This window comes from Microcoleus sp. FACHB-672, from assembly GCF_014695725.1.
Taxonomy (GTDB): Bacteria; Cyanobacteriota; Cyanobacteriia; order Cyanobacteriales; family Oscillatoriaceae; genus FACHB-68.
On the sequence record NZ_JACJOU010000007.1, the window covers coordinates 272,773 to 293,296 of the forward strand.

Sequence of the window (20,524 nt, forward strand, 5' to 3'; positions counted from 1 at the left end):
CTCGACTCATTCTACTCAGATCTTGCCGGCTACCTGAATTTGGTCAAAAATTGCCCCCTCTGCAAAGAACTTATTTTGCACATCATCCCAACCCCCCAAATCTTGCACAGTGAAGAGTGTTTCAAGTTGGGGATAGTTTTGAGCCACTTCTGCAACCACGCTGGGGTTGACGGGACGGTATCCTAACTTCGCAAATTCTTGTTGCGCTTCACTTGTGTAAAGATAATCGATAAATGCTTGTGCAACTTCTCTGGTGCCGTGCTTGTCAACATTTTTGTCTACAAGGGCGACAGGGTTATCAATGGAAATGTTAATATCGGGGACTACATAAGGTAGTTTTTGACCGTTTTGCTCGGCATAAATTACCTCGTCTTCGTAGTTGAGTAAGACATCTCCCTTACCTTGCTTGAAAAATAGTTCGCTAGCCTGACGCGCATTGTTGGCTAGTACAGGGACATTTTTATACACGTTGGTCGTAAACTCTAATGCTTGAGTCTCGTCACCCCCTTTTTGGGTTACTGAACCCCATAAAGCTAAGAAATTCCAAATAGCAATACCCGATGTTTTGGGGTTAGCTGTAATGATACTTAGGCCCTCTTGTGCCAAGTCTTCCCAACTGTTAATGCCTTTAGGATTATCAGGACGGGTGACAATCGCGACGACAGAACGGGTAACAATGCCACTTCTAGGAGATTTTCTTTCCCAACCCGGTTCAATTAAACCGGCTTGCTGTATTTTTTGGGTGTCAAGAGCGAGTGAAAGGTGTACAATATCTGCTTCTTTTGAGCCATCAACCACTGCATTAGATTGGGAACCAGATCCCCCATAACTCTGCTCGATTGTGACATTTTGATTATGTTCTTTCTGCCACTTTTCTACAAATTTTGGTACGATTTGCTCGTAAGCTGCTTGAGTGACTGAGTAAGAAACCAGGGATAGCTTTATATCCTTTTGAGGTGCTGAGGTTGCATTACTTCCAGAGCAGGCAGCAACAGCGACGCTCAAGCTAGCTCCTAGCAAAAATAAGGAGACAAAACCCCACACAGAACGTTTGTTTGACCACCTTGTTATTGATCGCCGGCACGACTGCTTAATCGTCTGCAAAGCTTTTTGAATTTTGAATTTTGAATTTTGAATTTCCATAACTTCACCCCAAAATTTTTAGAACCTGAATTAACCCCTCTTAATCCGGAATCACAATATTTTCTAAGCCTATCTCTGCTGGAGGATACTGCGGATTCATCGCCTCTAACGTGTCCGCAATCACACGAGCAACGACTAAATTGCGATACCACTTATTATTAGCCGGCACTATGTACCAAGGGGCATAAGCAGTCGAGCAATTATTAATCATGTCCTCGAAAGCCGCTTGATAGTCATCCCAGAACTGTCGCTCTTTCAAGTCGTTGCTTGAAAACTTCCAATGCTTATCTGGGTCTTCTATCCGGCTTTCTAAGCGGCGTTTTTGTTCATCTTTGGATATATGGAGAAAAAACTTGACAACCGCAATATTGTTAAGACTGAGCATATGCTCAAACTCATTAATCAAGTGATAGCGCTCTCGCCAAACGTTTTCAGCCACTAACTGCTTTACTCGCACAACTAGCACGTCTTCGTAATGGGAGCGATTGAAGATCGATATCATCCCGCGCTGTGGTGCCCGCTGGTGGTATCGCCACAAAAAGTCGTGATTGAATTCCTCGTCACTAGGCTTTTTGAATGACCACACTTGGCAACCTTGCGGATTAAGCCCGCCAAATACGTGTTTGATTGTGCCATCTTTGCCGCCGGTGTCCATTGCTTGCAGCACAATCAGCAAGCTGCGCTTGTGTTCGGCATATAACCGTTCTTGTAAATTTTTCAAGCGCAGCCGCTGCTTTTCCAGTTGCTTTTCAACGTGCTTCTTTTTCTGGTACTTTTCGCTGGCATTTGGATCGAGATTAGCCAAGCTGATGGGCTGTCCGGGGTAAACCCGGTAGCGAGGATAGTCTGGTTCAGGCGGTGGTTCGTCTACAACAATTTTTTCAGGTGCCATCTCCTCGGCAGATTCACTCGTCGCTTTTTCTGCCGCTTGTTCAGTTTTATAAGATTCTGCTTGCTTTATGCTGTCGGTGGCAGCAGAACTCTTATCTTTTGAATTACTTGACTGGCTCATTTTGGCTCCAGATTTTGAAGAAATTGGTTGATTTTAAGACCTGTTGGTGAGGAATCCAACAGAGGTCTTGCAAGACTTAACCAAATTTACCGCTGATGTAGGCTTTAGCTTCTTTAGTATTAGGAGAAGCGAAAATTTGCTCGGTAGGACTGAACTCAACTAATTTTCCCCGGCGCTTGCCGGTATCATCAGTTACTGTGTTGAAAAATGCAGTTAAGTCTGATATCCGTGAGGCTTGCTGCATATTGTGAGTCACCATAATCATGGTGTATTGTTCTTTTAGCTCTCGGCACAGTTCTTCAACCTGCTGAGTGGAAATGGGATCGAGCGCAGAACAGGGTTCATCCATCAACAACACATCTGGCTTCATGGCGATTGCACGAGCGATGCAAAGCCGCTGCTGCTGTCCTCCAGATAAAGCTGTACCCTTTTCTTTCAACTTGTCCTTCACCTCATCCCAAAGCGCAGCTCGCCGCAGCGATTGCTCCACGAGTTCGTCCATATTGCCCTTATAACCATTAGCACGCGGCCCAAAGGAAATGTTTTCGTAGATTGACTTTGGAAAAGGATTTGGTTTCTGAAATACCATGCCAACTTGACGCCGGATTTTCACCGGATTTATCTTGTCATCATAAATGTTTTTACCCTGGTAATTAATCTTGCCTTCTACTCTGGCTCCAGGTATTAAATCATTCATCCGATTGAAGCATCGCAGGAAGGTGCTTTTACCACATCCTGAAGGACCAATGAAAGCTACAATTTGTCTTTCAGGAATTTCAATGTTGACCGAATGTAATGCCAAAAAATCCCCGTAATAAACTTGAACACCTTCAGCGGTAAAAATTGAATTAGTTGGCTTACTTTGAGTAGTGGGATTGGAGGGCATATCGCGGATTTCCTAATGTCGGGTAGAGTGAAGTTATAGGAGTGAAATTTAAGTTAAAAAAAACTTAAAAACTCTCTAGTGTCGATTTTGAGAAAATTTGAACTCAGAGGTTCATTTAAATGTTGAGAAACGTTGCCGAAAGTAAATTGCTCCGCCATTCAAAACCATAATCAAGAGCAGTAGAACAATGATTGACGCCGCTGCTGCGTTAGAAAAACCAGGCTCTGGGCGAGTAATATAGGTGTAAATTTGGATGGGCAAGGCCATAAAGCGCTGAAACAAACCAGGATTAAATGTGAGAAAACTCACAGCTCCAACGACAATTAGAGAAGCCGCATCACCAATGGCGCGGGAAACTGAAATAATTACCCCTGTCATAATCCCTGGGACGGCATAAGGTAAAACATGATTCCACACAGTCTGCCACTTCGTTGTGCCTAAACCGTAAGAAGCTTGCCGTATAGAATCGGGAACCGCTCGAATTGCCTCTCTGCCGGTCACAATAATTACTGGTAGAGACAGCAGAGACAAAGTTAGCGCTCCAGAAAGCAAAGCCGGCCCAAAATTCAAAAGATAATTGAAAACGCCTAACCCTAGCAGGCCATAGACAATTGAAGGGACTCCAGCTAAATTGCTAACGTTAATCTCGATTACATCAGTCCACCAAGCTTTTGGTGCATATTCTTCGAGATACAAAGCTGCTCCTACTCCGATAGGTACAGCAATTAGCATAACTAGCCCCCCTAGAAGAATGCTGCCAAAAATAGCAGGACGTATGCCACCTTGATCGGCAAATCGTGAGGGAGTTCCAGTGAGAAACCCAGGCGTGAACAGCCGGCCTAATCCATCTTTGAGGACATCAAAAACTAAGACGGCAAGAACCACTAATCCGATAGATAAACCTATCAAAAATATGATTTCAAAAATTTTGCCGGTCGTTTCTCTTTGTTCAATATTGGGACTGAACTCTTCAGAAGGTCTTTGGGGGTTGTTGCGAGAAATAGAACTTGCCATCTTTATTAGTCGTATTTTTCTTTGTAGCGATTAGAAATCCAATGACTGACAACGTTTAAAAATAGAGTCAGCAAAAACAGAACAGCTCCAACAGCATATAAGGTGTTGTAATTAGCACTGCCACGAGGGCTATCTCCTCCCGAAATTTGAGCCATATAAGCCGTCATTGTTTCTACTGATTGAAAGGGATTAAGGCTTATTCGTGGCTCTTGTCCGGCGGCAATTAAGACAGTCATCGTTTCACCCACCGCTCTAGAAATGCCCAGAATAATCGAAGCAGCAATTCCGGAAAGGGCAGCAGGAAGGACAACTTTGATGATAGTTTCCAATTTAGTTACGCCGATTGCGTAAGCTCCTTCCCGCAAAGAGCGAGGCACAGATTGTATGGCATCTAAGCTAATAGAGCCAACTGTAGGGCTAATCATAATTCCCATCATTAGCCCAGCACTCAACGCGTTAAAAATTTCTATGGGAAGAAACTGCCGCAGAACCGGCGTCACGAATAAAAGCGCAAAGTAGCCGTAGACAACAGTAGGAACTCCCGCCAGCAGTTCAACTGCTGGGCGTAAAATAGCTGCCGCCTTAGGTGAAGCATATTCAGCTAAATAGATAGCGGAACATAAACCCAGAGGAATGGCAACAAGCATGGCAATTGCTGTAGTCAGGAACGTTCCATTGATTAAAGGCCAAATTCCAAAATGTTTCTGTGCAAATAAAGGTGTCCACTTGGTATCTAAAAAGAATTGAGCCAATGAAACTTCTTGAAAAAATTCAAAGGTCACTCTAAAGATAATAAAAACAATTCCAAACGTAGTGAATACCGAAATTAAGGCGCAACCGAATAAAAGCGCTTCAATGATTTTTTCCTGAATATCATCAGAAGCATTTTTTTCCAGGGAACGCATCGATTCCCGATTGAACTCATCACTAAAATTCGTATTTTGCATAATAAGTAGAAGACGCGATTGATGTCTGTGTGCGTGATTGAGAGGGCAATCAAGCTTAAAAAGGTATTTAAAGATGAACCCTCTACTCAACGCTTACCTAGTTCAAGCTTGTTTTGAAGCAAGCGGGGCAGCAGTGGAATTTTTTCTTGACAGTTACTCTTAAAGAAGATTTGCGATAGGTTCACCAGGTTTTGCATCTTTGAATTTAGAACCTGTTTCACCAGAGGCAAGTTTTTCTTTGAGTTTGGGATAAGCCTCATCGGGAAGCGATACATAACCAACTTGCTCGATCCATTTCCAAGAATTCTCAAGATAAAACTCAACAAACGCTTTAACTTGTGGTTTTGTATCTAGAGACACCTTACTGACATAGATAAAGAGGGGACGAGATAAAGGTAGATAAGTATTTCTCACAACATTATCTAGAGGAACTGGCTTTTCACAGTTTCCTTTTGGACTTTCCACTCCAACCAAGTTCAGCTTGTCTTGGTTTTCCATGTAGTAAGATATTCCAACGTATCCTAAAGCGTTCTCATCTCCCCCAATTCCTTGCACAAGGACGTTTTGATTGTGACTGGGAGTGTAGTCTGTGCGGCTATTTTTGGCTTTGCCGGTGACAGCTTGTGTGAAATAGTCAAACGTTCCAGTATCAGAAGCGGGGGCATATAGCTTTAGCTTCTGGTCGGGAAAATTTGGATTAACTTGATTCCAATTCGTGATTTTGCGATCTGATTTGGAGTTCCAGATTTTGTTGAGTTCTTCAATAGTCAAGCATTTTGCAAAATTATTCTGACGATTAACTATAACAGCAATTCCGTCTAAAGCAATAGGCAGCTCTACAAAATCTATTCCCTTTTTTTTGCATCTTTCGATTTCTTCCTCTTTGATAGAACGTGAAGCTCCAACAATATCAATTTCTCCAGCACAAAACTTGCTCACGCCCCCGCCCGTACCACTTGAAGCTACACTAACCTGAGCGTCAGGTTTAAATTTTTGAAATTCTTCAGCAACTGATTGATGGATCGGAAAACCTACTGCTCCACCATCAATACTCACTTGATTTCGCTTCTGTTCAGCTTGACTGCAAGCAGTGAGTCCATAGCTGAAAATGAGCGTGAATACCAGCAAAGCCCGAGAATTTAATAAGGCTTTGGAAAGGGGGCCAATAAAAAAAGCGAGTCGGTCAAACATTGACAATAACCTGAAATTTCAAAGTTTGTTGTTCGGTATATTTTTATGAAATTTTTTCAGCATCATTAGAACCCTGTACATCGAGATCCAGAGTTTTAACTGTTTGCAAACTCTTGAAATAGCGAGAGTTGACTAACTATTTTCCAAGAATTTAGGAAGCTTGAGCTTTTATACTCCGGTTTATCCATAAACTTACCGGAGTTTATATAATATACACCTAAAATAAGTGGGCTAATCCCCCTGAAGGTATATTTTTGTTTATTTAGTTAAAGTCCGTTAAAAATCTGAGTATTAAGTAGATCAACTTAGTGCAGTTCTCAATTAGAGGAGGTTCGCCAGTAACGGTTAGTCAATCAAAATGCAGTGACCATTGACCACGCGGCAGAGCAAATTACCGGCACCGAGCTATTTTTGCAATTCGCTGAAAGTTTTATCGGCGGCAGGGTGCCGGCACAACTGCGCCCTGTGCCCAATTGTGAACAAATGTAAACTCAAAAGAGGAATTCTTGAGTGGTAAGCTGAACAGTGGCATTCAAGAAAAAATTAAGGTGAAGTTTAGATGACTGGGTCAACCCAGATTCCCTATCTGCTAAGGGCCGCTCGTGGAGAAGTGTTAGACCGTCCGCCCGTGTGGATGATGCGGCAAGCCGGTCGCTATATGAAAGTCTATCGCGATTTGCGGGAGAAGTACCCCTCTTTTCGGGAACGTTCCGAAAATCCCGAACTGGCGATCGAAATTTCAATGCAACCGTTTCGGGCATTTCAGCCAGATGGTGTGATTTTGTTTTCCGATATTCTCACACCCCTGCCGGGAATGGGCATTCCCTTTGACATTATCGAAAGCAAAGGGCCGATCATTGATCCGCCCATCCGCAGCTTAGAGCAAATCGAGAAAGTCCACCCCCTCGACCCAGCAGAATCTCTCCCGTTTATCCGGGAAATTTTGCAGACATTGCGGCAAGAAGTCGGTGACAAAGCTACCGTACTCGGCTTTGTGGGTGCGCCTTGGACATTGGCAGCTTACGCGATCGAGGGTAAGTCATCAAAAGACTACACGATCATTAAAAGCATGGCTTTTTCTGAGCCGGCAATGCTGCATCAATTGCTTGGAAAAATCGCAGATTCGATTGCCGTCTACGTGCGCTACCAGATTGACTGCGGGGCGCAAGTTGTGCAAATGTTCGACTCTTGGGCCGGCCAACTCAGCCCCCAAGATTACGAAACTTTTGCCATGCCTTACCAGCAACGAGTGGTGCAACAAGTTAAAGCCACTCACCCCGATACGCCAATGATCCTTTACATTAATGGCAGTGCCGGCCTATTAGAGAGGATGGCACAATCGGGTGTGGATATTGTCAGTGTAGATTGGACAGTCGATATCGCAGAAGCGCGGCAGCGTCTCGGTTCCAATGTTGGAGTGCAAGGAAATATCGATCCCTGCGTTCTCTTTGGTTCCCAAGACTTTATCCGCGAACGCATCCTCGACACCATTCGCAAAGCCGGCAATCGTGGCCATATTTTAAATCTTGGTCACGGCATCTTACCAGGCACCCCCGAAGAAAATGCCGCCTTCTTCTTTGAAACAGCCAAACAGGCGGACAAATTACTGGCTGTCCATGCCTGAAATTAGGCATTGATGTAGAAGAAAGTGAAGAGAGGGATCTAGGAACTAGAGGTTAGTTAAAGGTGAAGAGTTAAACTCCTCCATCATTGGCTAGCCACTCCCACTTTTCACTTCTCGCTTAACAAAACCTTTTTAGTGATTGCTTTTTATTAATTGATTCTATGGCTCCCAAGCGGATTTTAGTCACTGGCGCGAGTGGCTGTATTGGTCACTACATTACTGAAGCACTGATTCAGGAGACAAACCACGAGCTTTACCTGCTCGTCAGAAACCCAGAAAAACTTCAAATTAATTGCGAAACCCGTGCCGGTGTTACCGTAATCAAAGCGGATATGCTGGACATTGACCACTATGCCAAGCTGCTCAAAACCATCGATTGTGCTATTCTCGCAGCCACCGCTTGGGGAGGTTCTCAGGCAGTGTTTGATGTCAATGTTGGCAAAACGCTTCGGTTGATGAACTTGCTCGATCCCGATGTTTGCGAGCAAATTATCTACTTTTCCACCGCAAGTGTCTTAGATCGCAATAACGAAATACTTAAAGAAGCCAACGAACTGGGAACCGACTACATTCGTTCCAAGTACGAATGCCTACGCCAGTTGTCTCGTTTGCCCATCAATAACCGCATTACAACGCTATTTCCCACCTTAGTTTTAGGAGGGGATAGCAACAAACCCTACTCTCACCTTTCCGCCGGCTTGCCAGATGTGGTCAAATGGATTGATTTGATTCGCTTTTTCAAAGCAGATGGCAGTTTCCACTTCATTCATGGTCAAGACATCGCTCAGGTTGTGCTGCACCTCATCCACAATCCCCCTAAACCCGATGAACCGCGATATTTAGTCTTGGGAAATGAGCGAGTCACTGTTAATCAAGCGATTGAAGATGCTTGTGCCTATCTCAATAAAAAAATTCAGTTTCGCATTACCCTTTCTCCTTGGCTTGCGAATCTCTTAATTGCCATATTTCGCATTCAGATGGCTGCTTGGGATCGGTTCTGCGTGAACTACCGGCATTTCACTTATCTAAATCCGGTGAGTCCAGATACCTTTGGCTTACAAACTTATTGCCGCACCTTCACCGATGTTCTTAAAATCGGTCGAGTCGGTGAGCGCCCCAGAATGGTTAATGAAGAAACGTTTAATACAGAACAAAGTGCTGAGGAGCGCGAAAGTAAACGAGCCTAAGCTCCTGGTCAACATTAAAGTTGCATAATTACTTTAGAAAAAAGTATGTGCCGGGAGAAGGATAGAGAACTTTTGCCACTTCGAGAAAGTTGCATTCAACTATTCTCAAATCCCCTAATCCCGGCTGAATCAAAACCGAGAGCTGCTAAGCATTTAAGTTGCCAATAATCAAGCAAATTAAATGTATTTTAGTTTAGCCCTCTTTCGCTGCCATTGCCAGAATTAAGTCAATCATGCGGTTAGAATAACCCCACTCATTGTCGTACCAAGCAACGACTTTAAAGAAATTGGAGTTTAATTCAATCCCAGCGCCGGCATCGAAAATACTGGAACGCGGATCGGTAGTAAAGTCAGAGGAAACAACATCATCTTCGGTGTAACCCAAGATTCCCTTCAGTTCCCCTTCCGAAGCTTTCTTCATCGCCTCGCAGATTTCTTTGTAACTGGTAGCTTTTTCAGTTCTAAAGGTGAGATCGACCACTGAGACATCGGGAGTCGGAACGCGAAGTGCCATGCCGGTTAACTTACCTTTCAGTTCCGGTAACACCAGCGTCACAGCTTTCGCGGCACCTGTTGAAGCCGGGATGATATTCTGAACCGCGCCGCGTCCGCCCCGGAAATCTTTCTTACTTGGCCCATCCACCGTTGGCTGGGTGGCTGTCATGGCGTGAACGGTGGTCATCAAACCTTCAACTAGACCAAAGTTATCATTAATCACCTTAGCAATCGGTGCGAGGCAGTTGGTTGTGCAACTGGCATTAGAAACGACCGTATGCTTGCTGGGATCATATTTATCGTGGTTGACACCAACTAACAACGTAGGGACTTGTTCTGCGGTTTCTTTTTCTGTGGCTTTAACCGGCGCAGAAATCACCACCCGTTTTGCACCGGCTTTCAAATGTTTTGATGCCCCTTCATAATCGGTAAATAAGCCGGTGGCTTCAACCACATAATCTGCGCCATATTTACCCCAAGGCAACTCCTCTGGGTTTCTCATCGACACGCAGGGAATAAACTTGCCGTTAACTACAATGCCATCTTCTTTAGCTTCAACCGTTCCCTTATAAGGGCCGTGGGTCGAGTCGTACTTGACCAAGTAAGCCAGACAGTCTGGTGGGACAAGGTCATTAATACAGCAAAACTCAATTTCTGGATGGTCGAGACCGGCACGAAAAACCAGCCGGCCAATCCGACCAAATCCATTGATGCCTACTTTTATGGTTGCCATGAAAAAAGCTCCTTTTGGTATTTTCTTACAAAGTCTATCTATCAACGACTGCCGCTAACCCCGTTCCAAAGTATGAATGATGTGTACTTTTTCCTATTGCTAGTGCCGGCAAACTCTTGGCGACTATCGTTGAAACCAGGCATTCCCCCAATGTGGCGACGCACAACCGGCTTTTCTTGGCACGGCCTGGGGCTTAGTGCTTGATCAGACACTTGAGGAATCATACCGTCCCTTTATTTGGCTAAAACAAAGCCCTGGTGCTGGGAAAGCCAGCCAGGGCAATGCTTGTATTGAGTTTGGGGGGTTGGTGAAAACTTTAGAAAAGCTTTAGAAGGAGAAATCTAAAATTTTTCACACTTCCATCAGCGCACACGCCTCGGCTGAGGCTGCCGGCTCGACAATATCCAGGCAAGCTTTCTTATATTGTTTAAAGTTTTCCACAAACAAATTTGCTAAGGCAGTTGCTTGCCGGTCATAAACTGTCTCATCACTCCAGGTATTTCTGGGATCTAAAATCTCGCTAGGAACCCCTGGAACGGTTGCCGGCACCAATATCTTAAAGATTGGGTGCGCGTGGAACTGGACACGATCCAAATGTCCGTTCAGCGCTGCTGACACCATCGCCCGCGTGTATTTAATCGGGATACGCTTGCCAACGCCGTAAGGCCCACCAGACCAGCCGGTGTTAATTAAATACACCGCTGCACCGTGTTTATCCAGTCTTTCACCCAGCATTTGCGCGTAAACTGCTGCCGACAGCGGTAAAAATGGTTTGCCAAAACACGCTGAGAACGTTGCTTGGGGTTCTGTGACTCCGCGTTCAGTCCCGGCTAGTTTGCTGGTATAACCGGACATGAAATGATACATCGCCTGTTCTTTTGTCAGCTTGGCAATCGGCGGCAACACCCCAAACGCATCTGCTGTCAAGAAAATCACCGTCTTAGGATGCCCGCCCATGCCGGGGATCAGGCAGTTGGGAATATACTCGACAGGATAAGCAACTCTGGTATTTTCCGTTAAGCTGCCGTCATCATAGTCCGGTATGCGAGTGTGGGGATCGAGCACGACGTTTTCCATGATCGCCCCAAATCGAATCGCATCCCAGATCTGAGGCTCATTTTCTTGGGAAAGTTTAATGGTTTTGGCGTAGCAGCCGCCTTCAAAGTTGAAAACGCCGTCACTTGACCAGCCATGCTCATCATCTCCAATCAGATACAGGTTTGGATCAGCTGAGAGTGTAGTTTTGCCAGTGCCTGAAAGGCCGAAGAATAAAGCTGTGTGACCCTCTGAATCCATGTTGGCAGAACAGTGCATGGGCAGCACGTCGCGCTTTGTCATGAAGTAGTTCATCAAGGAGAATACCGACTTTTTGATCTCACCGGCATACTTGGAACCCCCGATCAGCACGAGCTTTTTGGCAAAGTGAATCACGATGAAGGCTTCTGAGTTAATGCCATCCTCTTCGGGATCTCCATGCAAGCCGGGAACTGCAATCACCGTAAAGTCGGCGTGATGCTGTGCGAGTTCTTCAGGAGTCGGTCTGAGGAACATCTGGTGAGCGAATAAATTTTGGGAGGCTAGCTCATTAATAACTCTGACACCGACGCGGTATTTAGGATCTGCGCCCACATAGCCATCGAAGACATAGAGATCCCGTCCTTGGATGTAGGAAAGGACGCGCCGGTATAGCCGGCCAAAATTATCTTCCGAGATGGGAACGTTGAGCTTGTTCCAATGAATTTCATCGCGGCTGCTTGGCTCAACGACGATAAATTTATCGTTAGGTGAACGACCCGTATATTTGCCGGTGTTGACGCAAAACGCACCATTGCCGGCTAAAACGCCTTCCCCACGGGCCAATGCGTGTTCTACCAACTTCGACACCGGCAGGTTGCGATAGACATGGCCGAGGTTTTTCATTCCCAGCGCTTCTAAACCCCACATCCCGCTATCTTTTTCACTTTTAGAGTTTAGGCCGGCCTGATATCCGTTGTTGCCGGCATTACTATGATTGTTCATATTTAGATACTCCAGTTTGTAGATTTGATTGCATCACTCAGTAAGATCACTGAAAAATACAGCGATCAAAACCAAGATAGAGACAGTAATTTAAGTGATATATAAAGCAATTTTGAACATTGCAAATTGCTAGAAATGTAGTCTGCACCTAAAGCATTAAGCTTGATACGCACTGGGTGAGCGATTGACAGGAATCAGTCACCAATTAAGCCTTTTACTTCTAAAACGGCTCAAGATCAGATTGGGGATCAATTTTTTCTTTAAGCAAATGGCTTATAAAGGCAAGGAGGTTTTTTCTTTTCGTAAAAACTACAGCTTCGAGATTGGCTGAATTGTGGAAACTTTATCCCCTCTATTTCGGGGCTTTGCCTCTTAACTTCTTATTGATATTGTATTAAACATTACAAAGAAAAGTGGGCATTATTAAGTTTTTTAAACATGAAAAATGTATTTAATAAAAGTCTTTACATTGATGGAGCAGTTTTTATACAAACTTCACAGTTATATGGCTCCAATTGATCAGTTTCAGAGAGCCGGCGACATGGCACAAAGACTGATCTGGGCACAGCCAATTGAACGCTCAAAATAATCACTATCCTTGGATAGATGCGAGGGGGAAGAGGATAGATAAAAAATTGTCCTCAATCTCTAGCAGTTTGCAAGGCTTTTAGAACAGGTGGGCAAGAGATAAAGATGTCTTGAAAAAACACCCTCAAGGCGAAACTAAAAGTTACGCTGTTGTAGGTACGGAATGAACACCCTTCGCGTGAAGAACCGGCCCGTAAGCTTGAGGTAGTAAAACAGGAGTGAGCGATGCCAACGCCTATCAAGCCAACCACCGATTTTGCCCATGACGTTTTACGCTACGAACGTCAACCCCTAGATGCCATCTTCGCACCGCAAACCGTTGCTGTAATCGGTGCGACTGAAAAACCTGGAAGTGTTGGGCGCACTATCCTGTGGAACTTGATCGGCAACCCGTTTGGGGGGACTGTTTTCCCCGTCAATCCCAAACGCCACAGCGTCTTGGGAATCAAAGCTTATCCCACGATTGCAGATGTGCCGGAAGCCGTCGATCTGGCGGTTGTCGTCACACCGGCACCCACTGTACCGGGCGTAATTAAAGAGTGTGTAGATGCCGGCGTTAAAGGCGCAATTATTGTTTCCGCCGGCTTCAGGGAAATTGGGCCAAAAGGCATTGAACTCGAACAGCAAATCCTCAAAGAAGCACGGCGGGGACGGATGCGAATTATTGGCCCAAATTGTCTGGGCGTCATGAGTCCGCTAACCGGCTTAAACGCCACCTTCGCCAGCGTCATGGCGCGTCCCGGCAATGTTGGATTTATCTCGCAAAGTGGCGCACTCTGCACCGCGATCCTTGACTGGAGTTTCCGCGAGAATGTCGGGTTCAGCGCGTTTATGTCCATTGGTTCCATGCTGGATGTCGGTTGGGGCGATTTAATTTACTACCTCGGCGACGATTTGCGGACGCAAAGCATTGTTATATATATGGAGTCTATCGGGGATGCGCGAGCATTTCTCTCGGCAGCGCGGGAAGTGGCGCTGACTAAACCGATTATTGTGATTAAATCTGGACGCACAGATGCCGCAGCAAAGGCAGCAGCCTCTCATACAGGTGCACTTGCCGGCAGTGATGAGGTACTCGATGCAGCATTCCGGCGCAGTGGCGTTTTGCGAGTCAACACCATTGACGATCTCTTTAATATGGCGGAAGTGTTGGCAAAGCAACCCCGTCCCAAAGGCAAGCGTTTAACCATTCTCACCAATGCCGGCGGGCCAGGAGTCCTGGCAACCGATGCTTTAATTGGGGAAGGTGGGGAACTGGCACAATTATCCCCAGAAACCATAACTGCACTGAATGAGTTTCTGCCGACGCATTGGAGTCACGGCAACCCGATTGATATTTTGGGGGATGCGGAACCGGAACGATACGCCAAAGCGATTGCAATTGCAGCAAAAGACCCCAACAGCGACGGCTTGCTGACAATTCTCACACCGCAAGCAATGAGCGATCCGACTCAGACGGCTGAACAGCTCAAGTTGGTTACGCCTGAATTGAACGGGAAGCCAATTTTGGCCAGTTGGATGGGAGGTGCTGATGTGGCTGCCGGCGAAGCAATTTTGAACCGCGCCAATATTTTTACATTGCCCTATCCCGATTCAGCGGCTCATATCTTTAACTATATGTGGCGCTACACCTACAATTTGCGGGGTTTATACGAGACGCCGGAGATATCGAGAGATTGTGGGGAAAATGCTTGCGATCTTCAAACGGCGGACAATATTATCCACAACGCACGTAAAGCCGGCAGAACGATTCTCACCGAGTATGAATCGAAGCAACTACTCGCTGCTTATGGAATTCCCACCGTTGACACGCGCATTGCTAAGAGTGAAGACGAAGCCGTGCAACTGGCGGAAGAAATTGGCTATCCAGTGGTTCTGAAGCTCTATTCTGAAACAATAACCCATAAAACCGATGTCGGCGGCGTGCGGCTGCTGTTGCAAGACGAGGAAACCGTTAGAGGCGCGTATGGGGGAATTCAATCTTCGGTAACTGAGAAAGTGGGTGCTGAGCATTTCCACGGCGTTACGGTTCAGCCGATGCTCAAACTCGAAGGCTACGAAATCATTATCGGCAGCAGTCTTGATTCCCAATTTGGGCCGGTTCTATTATTTGGCACCGGCGGACAATTAGTGGAAGTGTTTAAAGATCGCGCACTAGCGCTACCACCACTTAACACCACCCTGGCGCGGCGGATGATGGAACAAACAAAAATCTACACAGCCTTAAAAGGAGTGCGGGGACGGAAGCCGGTTGATTTGGCTGCACTAGAACAGTTAATGGTGCGATTCAGCCAGCTTGTGGTTGAACAGCCTTGGATTAAGGAGATTGATATTAATCCGTTGCTGGCAACTCCCCACGATCCACACGCTAACGGATCGGGATTGATCGCATTGGATGCGCGGGTGGTGCTGCACGATCCACAGTTAACGGAAGATCAACTTCCGCTGCCGGCAATTCGCCCTTATCCGACGCAATATGTCGCACCGTGGACAATGAAAGATGGGATGCCGGTGATTATTCGTCCGATTCGTCCAGAAGATGAGCCACTGGTGGTTAAGTTCCATGAAACCCTCAGTGATCGTAGTGTTTATTTCCGGTATTTCCACCTTTTGAAGTTGAGCCGGCGCGTCTCCCACGAACGACTGACACGCATTTGCTTTATCGACTACGACCGGGAAATGGCACTGGTTGCTGAGTATACTAACCCGCAGACGGGCGAAAGCGAGATTCTGGGTTTTGGACGCTTAAGCAAATTGCACGGTGCGAATGAAGCTGAGTTTGGTTTGCTTGTCAGTGACAAGTACCAACATCGAGGTTTAGGCACTGAATTACTGAGCCGGTTGCTACAGGTGGGACGTGATGAGAACCTCAGCCGCATCTGTGCTGATATCTTGCCAGAAAATCTGGAAATGCAGCGCGTCAGTGAGAAACTTGGCTTGCGCCTCAATCGTTCTGTAGATGTGGTGAAAGCAGAGATCGATCTCTAACCGCCAAGGCATCCGGGGAAGATCACAGAACAAGGGATGAGGGCTATCAATACTTTTCTCCCCTCTCCCACTCTCCCCTCAAAGCTTCCCGAAAAAGTTTAGGGCCTAGTCAACAATGACTAGACCCTCGGGATTGCGAAAATTTGATTGTTCAACGAGCTAGTTTTCCGAAAAAGAACAGTCTACTTACTAGGGTTTACACTTCGCAGCTTCAACTTCAACAGTTCCGCACAGTCACATCTTTCCAGACATTAGGTTTAGCTTATTCCCTTTAACAAAAGGGTTCCGCCACTTTTTTTGCTATGCTCGCTGGGCTTCCGCTGCATCAAGGCTTTCGACAGGAGATACCGCGTCGTTCGCCACACACTTGTTTTTGATTTGTTTCATCTACCTGTTTGGTATCTATTCTTAAGTTATCACCGCATTTCGTAACTGCCAAGGGCTATTTACTTAAGTTTAGGAGTGTTTACAAAAGGCAACTTTTAATCAATCTAACTTAAATGTTTGCCGACTGAATTTCCGTTCAATTCCCCACAGAGCAAGGAAATTCAAACCGGCCTCTAGGCTACCAAGGCGATCTCAACGTGGTTGACAATAAGTTAACGGGCAAGTATAGGTTGAACCCAAATTTATCGTCTCAACCCGCCCAACTAGGAAACTATCATCGAACATCCCATGCCCCATGCCCCTACCTTTAGGTTGGCGAAGCCTTGACCCATGCCCAATTCCCAAACCCAAACCCAAAAGTAGCTGTGTTCTACAGTGAATGTAACAATAGATAAAACGTTGAACCCCTATTTGTTGCGTTTGAACTTTTATGCCTTCCTCTCCCCAGAACCTCACCGGCAGCGAAATAAGACAGAAATTCCTCGACTTCTTTGCCGAACGGGGGCACCAAGTGCTGCCAAGTGCCTCCCTGGTGCCGGAAGACCCCACTGTACTGCTGACGATCGCCGGAATGCTGCCGTTTAAGCCGATTTTTCTGGGGCAGCGAACGCCGGAATTTCCCCGCGCCACCACTTCCCAAAAGTGTATCCGCACGAATGATATTGAGAATGTCGGACGCACGGCAAGACACCACACTTTCTTTGAGATGCTGGGCAATTTCAGCTTTGGGGATTACTTCAAAGAGCAAGCAATCTCTTGGGGTTGGGAATTGTCTACAAAAGTATTTGGGTTGCCGGCAGAACGTCTTGTCGTCAGCGTGTTTCGGGAAGATGACGAAGCGTTTGCCCTGTGGCGCGATAAAATTGGCGTCCCAGAAGCTCGAATTAAACGCATGGGAGAGGAGGATAATTTCTGGACATCTGGCCCAACCGGCCCGTGTGGCCCTTGTTCGGAAATATATTACGACTTCCACCCAGAACGTGGTGATGACGGCATTGATTTAGAAGACGATAGCCGGTTTATCGAGTTTTATAACTTGGTGTTCATGCAATATAACCGCGATGCAGAGGGCAATCTCACGCCGCTGCAAAGCCAGAACATTGACACCGGCATGGGATTGGAACGGATGGCGCAAATCCTCCAGAAGGTGCCGAATAATTACGAAACAGACCTGATTTTTCCGATTATTCAAACGGCTGCTGAAATTGCCGGTATTGACTACAGCGCAGCAGACGAGAAAACCAAAGTTTCTTTAAAAGTGATTGGTGATCACGTCCGTTCAGTGGTTCACATGATTGCTGATGAAATTCGCGCCTCGAATATTGGGCGAGGTTATGTGCTGCGCCGGCTCATTCGTCGCGTCGTGCGTCATGGGCGTTTGATTGGCATTGAAGGTGAATTTACCCCAAAAATTGCAGAAACAGCCATTCAGCTTTCTGAAACGGCGTATCCCAACGTCCGCAAACGGGGTGATGCAATTAAAGCCGAATTACAACGGGAAGAAACTCGCTTTCTTAAAACTTTGGAACGCGGCGAAAAATTGCTGGCAGATATTCTGGCAAAGCAGCCAAAACAAATTTCTGGGGTCGATGCCTTTACCCTTTATGACACCTATGGTTTCCCCTTAGAACTAACGCAAGAAATTGCGGAAGAACAAGGCATTACCGTTGATGCCGCCGGCTTTGAAGTGGAAATGAAAAAGCAGGTAGAACGGGCAAAAGAAGCCCACGAAACGATTGATTTAACGGTGCAGGGTTCCTTAGATAAGCTGGCAGAACATATTCAAGCCACAGAGTTTGTTGGTTACGCAGAGCCGGTTGCAGAGGCAGATGTCACGGCTATTTTAGTGAGCGGTAAATCTGTCGATGAGGCAGAAGCCGGCACCTTGGTACAAGTCGTTTTAGATCAGACGCCATTTTATGCGGAATCTGGTGGACAAATTGGCGATCTCGGCTACCTCAGCGGCGATGAAGTGCTAGTTCGCATTGAAGATGTGAAAAAAGAATCGGATTTCTTTGTGCATTTTGGACGCGTTGAACGGGGTGTGTTACGAGTTGGTGATCCCGTAACAGCACAAATCGATCGCGCTTGCCGGCGGCGGGTTCAGGCAAATCATACAGCAACGCATCTTTTGCAAGCGGCGCTGAAAAAGATTGTGGATGAATCGATTTCTCAAGCCGGCTCTTTGGTAGACTTTGACCGACTGCGGTTTGATTTCAATTGTCCGCGTTCCTTAACAGCCGATGAGTTGCAACAAGTAGAGGAGCAAATTAACACTTGGATCGCCGAAGCTCACAGCGCTCAAGTGACAGTTATGCCACTCGCTGAAGCCAAGGCAAAAGGAGCAACCGCCATGTTTGGCGAAAAGTATGGCGACGAGGTGCGCGTCGTTGATTATTCAGGCGTTTCGATGGAACTTTGCGGCGGCACTCATGTCAGCAACACGGCTGAAATTGGGGTGTTTAAAATCATTTCAGAAGCCGGGGTTGCGTCTGGCGTGCGGCGCATTGAAGCGGTTGCCGGCCCGGCTATTTTAGAATATCTAAATGTCCGGGATAAGGTGGTTAAAGATTTGAGTGATCGCTTCAAAGTTAAACCTGAAGAAATCCCAGATCGGATCACCGGCTTGCAAACGGAACTGAAAAATACCCAGAAGCAGTTGGAAGCCGCTAAAGGAGAATTAGCGATTGTAAAATCTGATCAATTGTTAGCTAAAGCTGAGTCGGTTGGTGAGTTTAAATTTATTGTCGCTCAGTTAGATGATGTTGACGCCGAAGCGTTGAAAACAGCGGCAGAACGGTTGCAGCAGAAACTCGGTGCCGGTGGTGCTGTTGTGTTAGGTTCCGTCCCCGAATCTGACAAAGTCAGTTTAGTCTCAGCCTTTGGTGCAGATGTTAATAAAAAAGGCTTACAAGCCGGCAAATTTATCGGCACAATTGCCAAAATTTGCGGCGGTGGCGGTGGGGGACGTCCGAATTTGGCACAAGCCGGTGGACGCGATCCGAGCCAATTAAAAGCAGCCTTAGAAAGCGCTCGAACTCAATTGCTTGAAGGTTTGCAATAGTCTTATAGGGTGGGCAATTTCTCCTGGTGATATACCACAGATTGCCCACCTTACAAGCATTGAAATATTATAGCACTTCTCGCAGCTATGAGATACAATCGGAGGCAAGTCTATCAATTATAAAAATTAGCTATGAAGCCTTACCCAATTGAGTTTCGGCAAAAAATCATTGAAGTCTATAACAAAGAAAATCTCTCCATTCGTCAGCTTGCTCAACGTTTTTACGTGGCCCCAAGCTTTGTTCAAAAATTACTCAAACAATATAAAGACACTGGCAATCTTCATCCTCGTCCTCAAGGAGGCAGTCCTCAACCTAAACTCAAGGCCGAGCAATTAATTGATTTAATAGAAATCATCGAAACTCATAATGATGCCACTCTGGCAGAACTTTGTGACTTGCTTGAACAGAAGGTTCACGTTAGAGTCAGTCGAGCCACAATGGGGAGACTCACGCAAAAACTCAACTATAGCGTAAAAAAAAACTCTTTATGCTGCCGAAAAAGAGCGAGAGAAAGTCCAAAAGCAGCGAGTCGATTTTTGGTTAAATATCAGAAATATCCGAGTTGAAGACCTGATTTTCATAGATGAAGCCGGAGTTAACCTCGCAATGGTTAGGCTATATGCCAGAGCTTTAAAAGGCCAAAGAGCGAGAGGTAAAAAAATCCAAAAAAGAGGCAGAAACATTTCTTTGCTTTCTGCGCTGTCGCTGAAAGAAGTCTTGGCCTCATCCAATATTTATGGCGCAGTAGACGGAGCGACGTTTGAAGCTTTCCTTGTCAAAAAGTTAATCCCTAAACTTTGGAAAAATGCGTGTGTTGTCATGGATAATGCCAAAATTCACAAAGGTGAAATGGTCAGAGAACTTATTGAAGCAGCGGGAGCTAGACTGATTTATTTACCTCCTTACTCCCCAGAGTTCTCCCCAATTGAAAATTTTTGGTCAAAAGTTAAAGCCCTCTTGAAAAAGACAGCAGCCAGAACCTATAAAGATTTAATCAACTCCATTATTAGCGCTATGCTTCAGGTAACTAAGAAGGATATTCGTCACTGGTTTACTCATTGTTGCTATCATACCTCACGGGTATGAGAAATGCTATAATTTTTCTATTTTAACAAAATCAACCCCTTGCCAAAATTTTAAAATTAAATTATAACTGCATCCAACCGTTAAACTCATCGGCGTTAATCTGGAGTTAAAAAAAACACTGCCAAAAGTTAAAAATTCAACTTAACCAAAACATCAGGA

At 45.8% G+C, this 20,524-nt stretch carries 15 protein-coding genes; 6 read left to right on the forward strand and 9 right to left on the reverse strand.

What is annotated here, in order from left to right; all coding sequences use genetic code 11:
- Positions 1-15: 15 nt before the first annotated feature.
- The 6 genes from H6F56_RS04850 to H6F56_RS04875 form a co-directional block, all read right to left on the reverse strand.
- A complete protein-coding gene (locus tag H6F56_RS04850) occupies positions 16-1,143 on the reverse strand; it encodes a sulfate ABC transporter substrate-binding protein (protein ID WP_190665711.1) in 1,128 nt (375 codons plus the stop codon).
- Between the two features lie 40 nt (positions 1,144-1,183).
- On the reverse strand, positions 1,184-2,155 hold the full coding sequence (locus H6F56_RS04855) for a polyphosphate kinase 2 family protein (protein WP_190665712.1): 972 nt from the start codon (positions 2,153-2,155) through the stop codon (positions 1,184-1,186).
- A 76-nt stretch (positions 2,156-2,231) separates the two neighbouring features.
- Positions 2,232-3,041, reverse strand: a complete 810-nt coding sequence (gene pstB, locus H6F56_RS04860; protein ID WP_190665713.1) for a phosphate ABC transporter ATP-binding protein PstB — start codon at positions 3,039-3,041, stop codon at positions 2,232-2,234.
- 111 nt (positions 3,042-3,152) lie between these two features.
- Positions 3,153-4,055, reverse strand: a complete 903-nt coding sequence (gene pstA / locus H6F56_RS04865; protein ID WP_190665714.1) for a phosphate ABC transporter permease PstA — start codon at positions 4,053-4,055, stop codon at positions 3,153-3,155.
- 5 nt (positions 4,056-4,060) lie between these two features.
- Complete coding sequence (gene pstC, locus H6F56_RS04870) at positions 4,061-5,002, reverse strand: phosphate ABC transporter permease subunit PstC (RefSeq protein WP_190665715.1); 942 nt, start codon at positions 5,000-5,002, stop codon at positions 4,061-4,063.
- A 159-nt stretch (positions 5,003-5,161) separates the two neighbouring features.
- Positions 5,162-6,193, reverse strand: a complete 1,032-nt coding sequence (locus H6F56_RS04875; RefSeq protein ID WP_190665716.1) for a PstS family phosphate ABC transporter substrate-binding protein — start codon at positions 6,191-6,193, stop codon at positions 5,162-5,164.
- A gap of 363 nt (positions 6,194-6,556) precedes the next feature.
- Between H6F56_RS04875 and H6F56_RS26745 the strand changes: the two genes are divergently transcribed.
- The 3 genes from H6F56_RS26745 to H6F56_RS04885 all read left to right on the forward strand — a co-directional run bounded on the left by H6F56_RS26745 (position 6,557) and on the right by H6F56_RS04885 (position 9,004).
- Positions 6,557-6,682 (forward strand): hypothetical protein, encoded by a 126-nt coding sequence (locus tag H6F56_RS26745; RefSeq protein WP_255513682.1) that lies wholly within the window; start codon positions 6,557-6,559, stop codon positions 6,680-6,682.
- A 70-nt stretch (positions 6,683-6,752) separates the two neighbouring features.
- Positions 6,753-7,817, forward strand: coding sequence for a uroporphyrinogen decarboxylase (gene hemE / locus H6F56_RS04880; RefSeq protein WP_190665717.1), 1,065 nt, complete (start codon positions 6,753-6,755; stop codon positions 7,815-7,817).
- A gap of 161 nt (positions 7,818-7,978) precedes the next feature.
- Positions 7,979-9,004 (forward strand): NAD-dependent epimerase/dehydratase family protein, encoded by a 1,026-nt coding sequence (locus H6F56_RS04885; RefSeq protein ID WP_190665718.1) that lies wholly within the window; start codon positions 7,979-7,981, stop codon positions 9,002-9,004.
- A 193-nt stretch (positions 9,005-9,197) separates the two neighbouring features.
- Here H6F56_RS04885 and gap read toward each other — a convergent pair whose 3' ends face one another.
- The 3 genes from gap to pckA all read right to left on the reverse strand — a co-directional run bounded on the left by gap (position 9,198) and on the right by pckA (position 12,251).
- Entirely contained in the window at positions 9,198-10,232 is a 1,035-nt protein-coding gene (gap, locus tag H6F56_RS04890; protein WP_190665719.1) for a type I glyceraldehyde-3-phosphate dehydrogenase, read from the reverse strand.
- A 41-nt stretch (positions 10,233-10,273) separates the two neighbouring features.
- Positions 10,274-10,456, reverse strand: a complete 183-nt coding sequence (locus tag H6F56_RS04895) for a hypothetical protein (RefSeq protein ID WP_190665720.1) — start codon at positions 10,454-10,456, stop codon at positions 10,274-10,276.
- Between the two features lie 127 nt (positions 10,457-10,583).
- Positions 10,584-12,251: a phosphoenolpyruvate carboxykinase (ATP) gene (gene pckA / locus H6F56_RS04900; protein ID WP_190665721.1), complete on the reverse strand. Its 1,668-nt coding sequence runs from the start codon at positions 12,249-12,251 to the stop codon at positions 10,584-10,586.
- Positions 12,252-13,064: 813 nt separating this feature from the next.
- Here pckA and H6F56_RS04905 point away from each other — a divergent pair.
- The 3 genes from H6F56_RS04905 to H6F56_RS04915 all read left to right on the forward strand — a co-directional run bounded on the left by H6F56_RS04905 (position 13,065) and on the right by H6F56_RS04915 (position 20,365).
- Positions 13,065-15,827, forward strand: coding sequence for a bifunctional acetate--CoA ligase family protein/GNAT family N-acetyltransferase (locus H6F56_RS04905; RefSeq protein ID WP_190665722.1), 2,763 nt, complete (start codon positions 13,065-13,067; stop codon positions 15,825-15,827).
- An 817-nt stretch (positions 15,828-16,644) separates the two neighbouring features.
- Positions 16,645-19,278 (forward strand): alanine--tRNA ligase, encoded by a 2,634-nt coding sequence (gene alaS, locus H6F56_RS04910; RefSeq protein WP_190665723.1) that lies wholly within the window; start codon positions 16,645-16,647, stop codon positions 19,276-19,278.
- A gap of 132 nt (positions 19,279-19,410) precedes the next feature.
- Positions 19,411-20,365 (forward strand): IS630 family transposase gene (locus H6F56_RS04915; protein WP_190665724.1). Its coding sequence is split into 2 segments (ribosomal slippage): positions 19,411-19,754 and positions 19,753-20,365, totalling 957 coding nucleotides; the frame shifts between segments, so codons are not numbered across the junction.
- Positions 20,366-20,524 lie beyond the last annotated feature (159 nt).